We start from the raw sequence: 8,398 nt of genomic DNA on the forward strand, positions 1-8,398 counted from the left end.
ATACTCAAGATAAAGTGAAACTGCATTCAGTGGAGCGCTCTTTCCCCGCTGAAGAAGGTGAACAAAGGCTAAGTACTCGGGCGTCCTGTTGCAACGCCTTTGTGACCTGCATCGTGCAGGCCCGAACCGAATCGGGCATTAGGGTCAGTTAGCCACCGTATTTTGGCGGGTTACTGACCGTAACATGCGGGAAAAGTGAAATTTGGAAATAAACACTTGTCTTTTTATGAACCATAATTAAAAAGCATCCTGTATCATCTAACCGGGATGCTTTTTCTACTGAAAGGTTAATTCCTCCTGAAGTGTTATGTTTGTCTGTTCGTCATCAGCCATGAATTCCGCCTTGCAAAATAACGTATAAGTCCCTGCCCTTGGTGATTCAAATTGAATGGAATCCTGTGGGTGATAACTATTTCCGGTTTCCAGCGTCCTGGAAACGGTATTTCCGGTATAATCATGGTTTGGATGGCTGAGTGATACAGAAATGAGAGGCGTCTGATGTTCGATTTCAACCGATTCATCCCCGACATACTGAATCGCCCGAAACACTTGAAAGCCGCCATCTGAGCGTTCAGCCCGGATATGTAAAATAAAATCACCTTCCTGTATCTCCATTGTTTTGTTATTTGCCAATTCAGCGTCTGCCCTTACGTTCAGCCAATAGAACGATACGAACAAGGTAATCAGACCGACTCCGGTAATTGCAACAATCCATTTTCTCATACCCATCTCTCCCCTTATATATAAGACGAATTTATCCGTCAAAAAGTTCCATAAAGTTTGCAAAAAAGTGCCTGTTTAAAAGGATAAGGTGAAACTTCATTCAACGGAATGATTTTCTCCGCTGAGTTAGTTGAACTGTATCGGCATTTATGGACAGTCAGCCGTCGTTTTCCGGCGGGTTATTGTCCATTATATGCGGGAAAAACAAGGACCGGCAGGCCAAGTTCGCGAACGTCCTGTGCGGGCGCCTGCACTAGCACGTCCTGTGGGTCGAAACTTCGACGCGGCATAGTTTCGAGCAGCGCAGCGTATGCCTTTAGATACATGAGCACAAGGGATGCTTCCCTGAATCTGCATCACACGCGAGCATTAGCGCCTTTCTTTCCATGGAGCGGGAAAACAAGCCAACGAGCTTCTCGCGTGTGTACTTCTGCAGTTGACGATTGACGTGGGCGTTTTTAGCAGAAGGTCCTCTCTTCGATGCGTCATTGTTACCGGATTTTTTGAACATCCTCTAAAAGGTAAAAAATAGTAAGCATAAATAACCGTGAACATTAAAATTATAAATAGTGAAGTGCATAGGAAAAATCCATGTCACAGAACATTTTTTCTATTGACTTTTGACAACAACGAAATAAAATACTTTCCCAAATCTAAGGAGGAGCCATCACAATGACCGTTTCATCCCAGGTTAAACAGACAATTGCCGGTTTAAAGAGTGCTCAGGCAAGTTTTGAACAGTTCGCACTCCAGACCGAAAACAAACAGGCAAAGCAGCTTTATGAGAACGCAGCTCAGCAAACGCAAACGATTTTGCAGAATGTCGAACCACGTATACAGCAGATTGAGCAGGAAGAACCACAATACAAGGGATTTTAAATGAAGAGGTTGGCCTATTCAGCCAACCTCGCCAATCTGGAGGTATATACATGAAATCATTACAAGTTGTGTTAACACTGGGACTCATTTTATTACTGATAAGCTGCACATCAAATAATGATACATCGCAAAACAGCGGCGACGTCAATTACAATTTGATTTCGGCCGACACTTCCATTGATCAATCCATTGCGAACCAGGCAAAGAAAAGTATAAGCCAGCGTAACGCCATAACCGCCGTTAATGCTGTTAATACTAACAAGAAATTAATCGTCGCGTTTGAAATTGAACATAACAAACGGTTTCAATTAGCCGACATTAATAAAGAAATTCAAACGAAAATGGAAAAGGAATTTCCGAAGATGACGGTTGAAGTCTCCTCCGATAAAAGGCTGGTTCTAGAGATCGAAAAGCTTGAAGAAAAAATCGATAATCAGGATGTCACAAAAAAGAAATTAAAAAAAGAGGTTGACCGCCTTATCAAATTGAGTAAGGACAAAACTTGAAGAAAGCGTGAGGATATGTATGGCAGATAAGAAAAAGAAAAATTTACCGCCAAATGCACAAAGGTATCAGGCCTTTGCCGAACATAGGGAACCTAAGCGTCCATTACTTATAAATTGCTTCAAGGCTTTTCTGATTGGTGGGTTTATTTGTTTTATCGGCCAGATCATTTCCACCATATATGTTTATTATTTCGGGTTTACTGAGGAAACGGCGGGAAATCCCACTGTGGCGACACTAATTTTTATCACCATGTTTTTAACCGGTTTTGGGGTTTATGATCGTATTGGCCAGTTTGCGGGAGCCGGATCTGCCGTACCTGTAACCGGGTTTGGAAATTCGGTCATTTCGGCAGCGATCGAGCACCGTTCAGAAGGCTTTATATTAGGTGTCGGCGGCAATATGTTCAAATTGGCCGGACCCGTCATCGTGTATGGTGTTTTTTCGGCATTTGTGATTGCTTTAATTAAAACGATATTAATTAAATGGGGTGGCCTTTAATGCTAATCGGACATCGTACCTGGCTATTCAACAACGAGCCCGTTATCATTTCGACCGGTACTGTCGGCGGTCCATTTGAAGCCAACGGGAATATTCCGGACGCTTTCGATATTTTGCATGATGATATGTGGCTGAAACAATCGTCCTTTGAAAAAGCACAGCGGACCATGATGGAGGAAGCGACTCAGCTCGCCATTAAAAACAGTCTGATTCAAAAAGAGCAGGTAAAATTTTTTATTAGTGGTGATTTAATCAATCAGATCACCCCAAGCAGTTTTGCGGCTAAAACACTTGATGTCCCGTACTTCGGGCTGTTCAGTGCCTGTGCAACATCAATGGAAAGTCTTGCACTTGCCTCATTCATCATTAACGGAGACGGTGCCGACTATATATTGAGCGGAACCGCCAGTCACAATGCCGCTACAGAAAAACAGTTCAGATACCCGACAGAATATGGCGGTCAGAAGCCCCCGACTGCTCAATGGACCGTAACAGGAGCCGGTTGTGCATTGGTCGCGAAAAATGGCGAAGGACCCCGAGTGACTTCTGCAACTATCGGCAAAGTCGTCGATATGGGCATATCTGATCCATTCAACATGGGAGCCGCGATGGCCCCAGCAGCAGTGGACACCATTGAAACACATTTAAGAGAACGCGATGTTGAACCTGCCTATTATGACTTGATTATTACCGGTGACCTCGGTCATGTCGGGCGGGAGATTTCCCTGGACCTTTTTCGGAAAAAAAACATCAATATAACGAAAGACATGTACAAGGATTGTGGTCTTACCATTTACCGCGAAGGTCAGCCGGTTCTCTCCGGAGCAAGCGGAACAGCCAGTTCAGCGGTCGCTGTTTATGGCCATTTTTTAAAGTTAATAAAAGAGCAGCAATTAAACCGTATATTGGTCGTCGCAACAGGCTCCCTGCATTCACCGTTAAGTGTCCAGCAAAATGATTCCATCCCCTGCATTGCCCATGCAGTCTCGATTGAGTCAGGAAGTGATAACCAATGATATTTTTTTGGGCATTTGTTGTCGGCGGTACAATTTGTGTCATCGGGCAAATACTGTTTGATGTCTTTAAACTTAATCCCGGTGTCACGCTCACCATTTTTGTGATTTTAGGTGCTATTTTGGACGGTTTGGGATTATACGATCCATTGATAGACTTCGCAGGTGCAGGTGCAACCGTCCCCATTACCAATTTCGGAAATCAGCTTGTCCATGGCGCCATGCAGGAGGCAGAACAGCACGGGATTATCGGTGTTGTGACGGGCATATTCGAAGTGACGAGTGCCGGTATTTCGGCTGCCATCATTTTCGGCGTAATTGGTGCGATCATTTTTAAACCGAAAGGATAGGATGAAGTATGACGGTCAGCTCACAGGTGAAAGGGTGTTTTGCATCCGTGAAAAACATCGAGGCAACCCTCGACACCCTTGCAAATAAAACAAAAGATGAGGAAGCAAAGAAAGCTTTTCAGGATGTCCAAACCATCATGAACACCATTCAATTTGATTTGGAAAATCAGGTGCTGTATTTGACAAAGGAAGAGCCGCAATACGAAAGCTGAAAAACCATTGTATAAGAAATCAAGCTTCATGTAGTTGATAGACACGCCGATTACATTCATACAACACAGCATCATACTTGAAAAAAGGAATGATTTCATGCCAGGATGGGTGGAAATTTTAATTCGATCCGTCGTCTTTCTAATCGTTTTATTTTTAATAACGAAAGGCCTCGGCAAAAAACAAATGTCACAGCTGAATATTTTTCAATATATTACGGGTATTGTCATCGGCAGCATTGTCGCCATCCATGTGACTGATGCGACAACAAATCCCGTTTATGGAATACTTGCGCTGGCGGTCTGGTTTTTGATTCCGCTGGCAGTCGAATTTCTGTCACTCAAAAGTAAACGTTTCCGTAATATTGTTCAGGGTAAAGGCACTGTCCTCATTCAAAACGGAAAGATAATGAAAGACAACTTAAAAAAGGAACGATTTACGACAGACAATCTGCTTGAGGAATTACGGAACAATCAAGTTTTCAACGCAGCCGACGTTGAATTTGCCGTCCTGGAACAAACCGGCAAAGTGAATATACTTCCCAAAAAAGAAAACCAGCCGGTTACGCCAAAAATTCTTGGTCAACAAGTTGCACCGGAAAAAGAACCCCAAACGGTCATTATGGATGGTAAAGTGCTGCTCGAACCTTTGGCAAATGCTTCCTTGAACACAGACTGGCTGGATACCGAACTGGCTAAAATGAATGTCAGTATTGAGAATGTTTTCCTCGGTCAAGTTGACAGTGATGGCCAGTTAACGGTTGATTTGTATGACGACCAGCTGACAGTTCCCGAGCCGACTGAAAAACCGCTGCTGCTGGCCACCATGAAAAAATGCCAAGCAGACCTTGAGTTATTTGCCCTGGCAGCAGAAAATGAGCAGTCCAAACAGCTTTATCAAAATAACAGTAAACGAATGCAGCAGGCCATTGATAAAATAACACCATACTTACAATAAATCGTGGTGTTGTATGATGTTAGTTGATTTTTAATAAAACAGGTTCCCTAATAAAGAGAACCTGTTTATCCTTATTCGCTGATTTTTAAAGCGACCTTTCCAAACTGCTTGTTTTCCTTCAGATAATTCATGGCATCAAGTGCTTCATCCAAAGTAAATGTACGGTCCACGATTGGGTGAATCTGATATTTATCAATGAACTTAAGCATAGCGTGGAGCTCTTCCTGACTGCCCATCGTTGAGCCAATCAGCTTATACTGCCCGTAGAAAAACTTACGGAGATTCAATTCAACCGTATCTTCGGTCGTTGCACCGAACGTCACGATACGGCCACCTTTTTTCAGCACTTCAAGCGAACGGTTAAATGTTGCACGTCCCACACTGTCAATGACAATATCAACCGTTTCACCTCTGAGTTCTTCCGGCCAGTCGCTGTTTGTATCCAAGGCCCTGTCGGCACCAAGTTCAAGCGCTTGCTTACGCTTTTCCTCACTCCGGGAAGTAACGATGACACGCGCGCCGGCTTGTTTGGCAAACTGAATCAAATATGTTGCCACGCCGCTTCCGGCACCAGGCATAAACAGTGTCTCACCTTCCCGAATATTACCTTTTGTAAATAAAGCCCGGTAACCGGTTAAGCCTGACAAGGCAAGCACACCTGCCTCTTCCCAGGATAAATGCGGCGGTTTTCTTTCAACCTGCTCCGCCGGTAAAACAATCATTTCAGCGAACGTTCCATTATCGGGCATGCCCAAAATATCGAACTGTTCCGGTGGTGCATCACTGTTTTCATACCAGCCAAGCGACGGGTTGATGATCACTTCGTCCCCAACGTTAAATTCCGAGACACCCTCGCCTATCGATTCGATGACGCCTGCCCCATCAGAACCAAGGATTAATGCACTGGCGTCATCCCCTCTACGGCCCGGTACGGCTACGTCCCGCCGGTTCAGCCCTGCCGTCCGTATGGTAACAGCAACTTGTCCATGATCCGCGAATGGCTCGGTCATATCCTTTAATGTCAATTCTCCATATTCATGTACGAATGCTTTCATGTTCTACCCTCCATGTAATAATCACCGAATGCTTCCAGATGCTCTTTGTCAGTGATATCCTGAGGAAACAATGGAACGTATATTTTTTCCTGGTTGGCAAATGTTTCCTCAATTATATTCAGATACCGCTGTTCATGCTCTTTCCGCTTCAGTAAAAATTCACCTTCTGCATGTTCAGGCAACAGTTTATTTATGATTAATGTTTTCACATGCAAGTGGTATTTATCAAGCAATTCGATCGCTTTTTCCGTTTCAGCAATCGGCAGACGTTCCGGATTAATCACAAAGACAAAACCGGTTATGGTCCCATCAAGTAATATTTCCCTCGCTTTGGAAAACCGCTCCTGTCGTACTTTCAACACATCATAAATCGGGTCTTCAACAGGGTCACCGTCATTCAGCAGCTGGCTATAATTTTCATTTGTTTTCTGCCGCTTCTTCAGCATACCTTCAATCCATACACCCATCAATTCAGGAAGGGACAACAGCCGGATTGTATGACCTGTTGGCGCTGTGTCGAATATGATCTTATCAAAGTGATCCCTTTCTTCCAATATGATGGAAATCAGTTTATCAAACAGGGCAGCTTCCTCTGCACCAGGTGACGATTTAACCGTGTCAAGCTGGCGGTTGACTTCCCCCATCCTGCTGGCATGTATAACGTTTTTGATATTTTCTTTGACCCCTTTAATGTATTTGTCAGTTTCGGCGGCCGGATCAATTTCAAGAGCGGAAAGGTTTGCTGAAATGTGTGTGATCCTGCCCCCGATTGATTGACCGAAAATATCGCCTAAATTATGGGCAGGATCCGTGGAAATCAAAAGTGTTTGAAAGCCGTCCTTTGCAGACTTCCAGGCGATGGCTGCAGCAGAAGTTGATTTACCCACACCGCCCTTGCCACCAACGAAAATGATTTTTTTATCTAAAACTTGCATCACATTAACTCCCTTTCTGCCAGCAGTATCGGTATAAAGGACTGAATATCAGCAGCAGCGAATTCCAGTCAGTGGTGATTTATCCATACCCATCCGCAAATGCCAGTCATGAAACTCTTCAATCATATATGGGTACAATTCAAGGGTATAATAATAAACCGGGTTCGGGATGCCGATCATTTCGGAATACAAAAGCAATAGAAACAAATCGTCCTGATCCCGCAGTTCTCTTGCGATTTCCTGACGATGGGGCATGCTTAACACTTCTTCATAAAATGCCACAAGCCTCTTCAGCTGTTCCAACACAAGTTTTCACCTCTTTATAAACTCTAAAGGGATCATAACAGAGCATGATCCCTTTATTTCAATTATTAAAATAGCATCCATCTATTTGTTCCGCTCCATGTTTTAATGGTCATATACGCCCACAATGACTATTTCACATTTTCGTCCAGATCATCCGGCGTATCCATTTGACGCGTTAATGCACTAAAGGCGGTCAGAACTATCCACACTGCAAAGACAAATATAATGGATCCGAGTACAAACAACAGCATCGCCGGGTCACTGCCGAACCATGACCATTCAAACAATACTTGCTCAAACATAGCCCACAACGTCATGAACATCACAAAAATCATTGGAATCAATGTCACGAGATAGTTGCTTCCCCGTTTTTTAAGCCAGATGGAAACAAGCATCAAACTGATTCCTGCAAGCAGCTGATTGGATGTTCCAAACAGAGGCCATAGCAGGTAACCGCCTGAACCAAAACCTCTCGAACCTTCAGGCATTAACACCAAAATGGCACTTGAAATGACGGCAACAGAAGTCGCCACATGCATTTTCGTAAGAGCAGGAACTTTATATTCAACTCCAAGTTCTGAAATGATATAGCGCATCATACGAACTGCCGTATCAAGTGTTGTGGCAGCAAAACTGACAACAATTATGGATACGATGGTTGCAGCGATATCAGGTGGGATTCCCAAACCTGAAGCCAGTACACTTGCACCCTCTACAAATACATTCAGTCCAGCCTCATTAGCTGCTGTGAAACTGCTGTATGTTCCAAAAAATTCATCCGTGCTGCCGAAGAATGTTACGACTGCCAGGATAGAAACCAGTGCAAGCGTACCTTCACCGACTGCCCCAAAGTAACCGACGAAACGTGCATCCGTTTCATTATTAAGCTGCTTGGATGATGTACCGCTTGATACCAGACCATGAAATCCTGAGATGGCACCACATGCGACTGTAATGAATAACAG

Annotated in this window: 12 protein-coding genes; 7 read left to right on the plus strand and 5 right to left on the minus strand. The window is 43.9% G+C overall.

All coding sequences use genetic code 11. The annotated features are described in order from the left end of the window. Nucleotides 1-276: 276 nt before the first annotated feature. A complete protein-coding gene (locus VK080_RS14815) occupies nucleotides 277-723 on the minus strand; it encodes a hypothetical protein (protein ID WP_324225547.1) in 447 nt (148 codons plus the stop codon). A gap of 672 nt (nucleotides 724-1,395) precedes the next feature. Between VK080_RS14815 and VK080_RS14820 the strand changes: the two genes are divergently transcribed. The 7 genes from VK080_RS14820 to VK080_RS14850 all read left to right on the plus strand — a co-directional run bounded on the left by VK080_RS14820 (nucleotide 1,396) and on the right by VK080_RS14850 (nucleotide 5,137). After that, entirely contained in the window at nucleotides 1,396-1,602 is a 207-nt protein-coding gene (locus VK080_RS14820; RefSeq protein WP_324225548.1) for a DUF1657 domain-containing protein, read from the plus strand. Nucleotides 1,603-1,652: 50 nt separating this feature from the next. Next, nucleotides 1,653-2,108, plus strand: a complete 456-nt coding sequence (locus tag VK080_RS14825) for a YhcN/YlaJ family sporulation lipoprotein (RefSeq protein ID WP_324225549.1) — start codon at nucleotides 1,653-1,655, stop codon at nucleotides 2,106-2,108. A gap of 19 nt (nucleotides 2,109-2,127) precedes the next feature. Next, nucleotides 2,128-2,607: a stage V sporulation protein AC gene (gene spoVAC / locus VK080_RS14830; protein WP_324225550.1), complete on the plus strand. Its 480-nt coding sequence runs from the start codon at nucleotides 2,128-2,130 to the stop codon at nucleotides 2,605-2,607. Then, nucleotides 2,607-3,623: a stage V sporulation protein AD gene (gene spoVAD, locus VK080_RS14835; protein WP_324225551.1), complete on the plus strand. Its 1,017-nt coding sequence runs from the start codon at nucleotides 2,607-2,609 to the stop codon at nucleotides 3,621-3,623. Before spoVAC ends, spoVAD begins: the two co-directional genes overlap by 1 nt. Further along, on the plus strand, nucleotides 3,620-3,970 hold the full coding sequence (spoVAE, locus tag VK080_RS14840) for a stage V sporulation protein AE (RefSeq protein WP_324225552.1): 351 nt from the start codon (nucleotides 3,620-3,622) through the stop codon (nucleotides 3,968-3,970). The genes spoVAD and spoVAE overlap by 4 nt, the downstream gene beginning before the upstream one ends. Nucleotides 3,971-3,978: 8 nt before the next feature. Continuing rightward, entirely contained in the window at nucleotides 3,979-4,182 is a 204-nt protein-coding gene (locus tag VK080_RS14845) for a DUF1657 domain-containing protein (protein ID WP_324225553.1), read from the plus strand. Between the two features lie 97 nt (nucleotides 4,183-4,279). Further along, on the plus strand, nucleotides 4,280-5,137 hold the full coding sequence (locus tag VK080_RS14850; RefSeq protein ID WP_324225554.1) for a DUF421 domain-containing protein: 858 nt from the start codon (nucleotides 4,280-4,282) through the stop codon (nucleotides 5,135-5,137). 71 nt (nucleotides 5,138-5,208) lie between these two features. Here the strand turns inward: VK080_RS14850 and VK080_RS14855 are convergent, their stop codons facing one another. From VK080_RS14855 to VK080_RS14870, 4 genes are all read right to left on the minus strand, one after another. Then, nucleotides 5,209-6,192 carry a zinc-binding dehydrogenase gene (locus VK080_RS14855; protein WP_324225555.1) on the minus strand — a complete coding sequence of 328 codons (984 nt, stop codon included), beginning with the start codon at nucleotides 6,190-6,192 and terminating at the stop codon, nucleotides 5,209-5,211. Further along, on the minus strand, nucleotides 6,189-7,127 hold the full coding sequence (locus VK080_RS14860) for an ArsA family ATPase (protein WP_324225556.1): 939 nt from the start codon (nucleotides 7,125-7,127) through the stop codon (nucleotides 6,189-6,191). Before VK080_RS14860 ends, VK080_RS14855 begins: the two co-directional genes overlap by 4 nt. A 48-nt stretch (nucleotides 7,128-7,175) precedes the next feature. Further along, nucleotides 7,176-7,433, minus strand: a complete 258-nt coding sequence (locus VK080_RS14865; protein ID WP_068440565.1) for a cory-CC-star protein — start codon at nucleotides 7,431-7,433, stop codon at nucleotides 7,176-7,178. Nucleotides 7,434-7,561: 128 nt separating this feature from the next. Next, on the minus strand, nucleotides 7,562-8,398 hold an 837-nt coding region (locus VK080_RS14870; protein WP_324225557.1), incomplete at its 5' end, for a carbon starvation CstA family protein.

Origin of the sequence: Lentibacillus sp. (genome assembly GCF_035301925.1) — a bacterium.
Classification (GTDB): Bacteria; Bacillota; Bacilli; order Bacillales; family Amphibacillaceae; genus Lentibacillus.

Bases quoted from the DNA above. Each gene is read 5' to 3' on its own strand.
- VK080_RS14815 (WP_324225547.1), bottom strand. From the start codon at position 723: ATGAGAAAATGGATTGTTGCAATTACCGGAGTCGGTCTGATTACCTTG.
- VK080_RS14820 (WP_324225548.1), top strand. From the start codon at position 1,396: ATGACCGTTTCATCCCAGGTTAAACAGACAATTGCCGGTTTAAAGAGT.
- VK080_RS14825 (WP_324225549.1), top strand. From the start codon at position 1,653: ATGAAATCATTACAAGTTGTGTTAACACTGGGACTCATTTTATTACTG.
- spoVAC (WP_324225550.1), top strand. From the start codon at position 2,128: ATGGCAGATAAGAAAAAGAAAAATTTACCGCCAAATGCACAAAGGTAT.
- spoVAD (WP_324225551.1), top strand. From the start codon at position 2,607: ATGCTAATCGGACATCGTACCTGGCTATTCAACAACGAGCCCGTTATC.
- spoVAE (WP_324225552.1), top strand. From the start codon at position 3,620: ATGATATTTTTTTGGGCATTTGTTGTCGGCGGTACAATTTGTGTCATC.
- VK080_RS14845 (WP_324225553.1), top strand. From the start codon at position 3,979: ATGACGGTCAGCTCACAGGTGAAAGGGTGTTTTGCATCCGTGAAAAAC.
- VK080_RS14850 (WP_324225554.1), top strand. From the start codon at position 4,280: ATGCCAGGATGGGTGGAAATTTTAATTCGATCCGTCGTCTTTCTAATC.
- VK080_RS14855 (WP_324225555.1), bottom strand. From the start codon at position 6,192: ATGAAAGCATTCGTACATGAATATGGAGAATTGACATTAAAGGATATG.
- VK080_RS14860 (WP_324225556.1), bottom strand. From the start codon at position 7,127: ATGCAAGTTTTAGATAAAAAAATCATTTTCGTTGGTGGCAAGGGCGGT.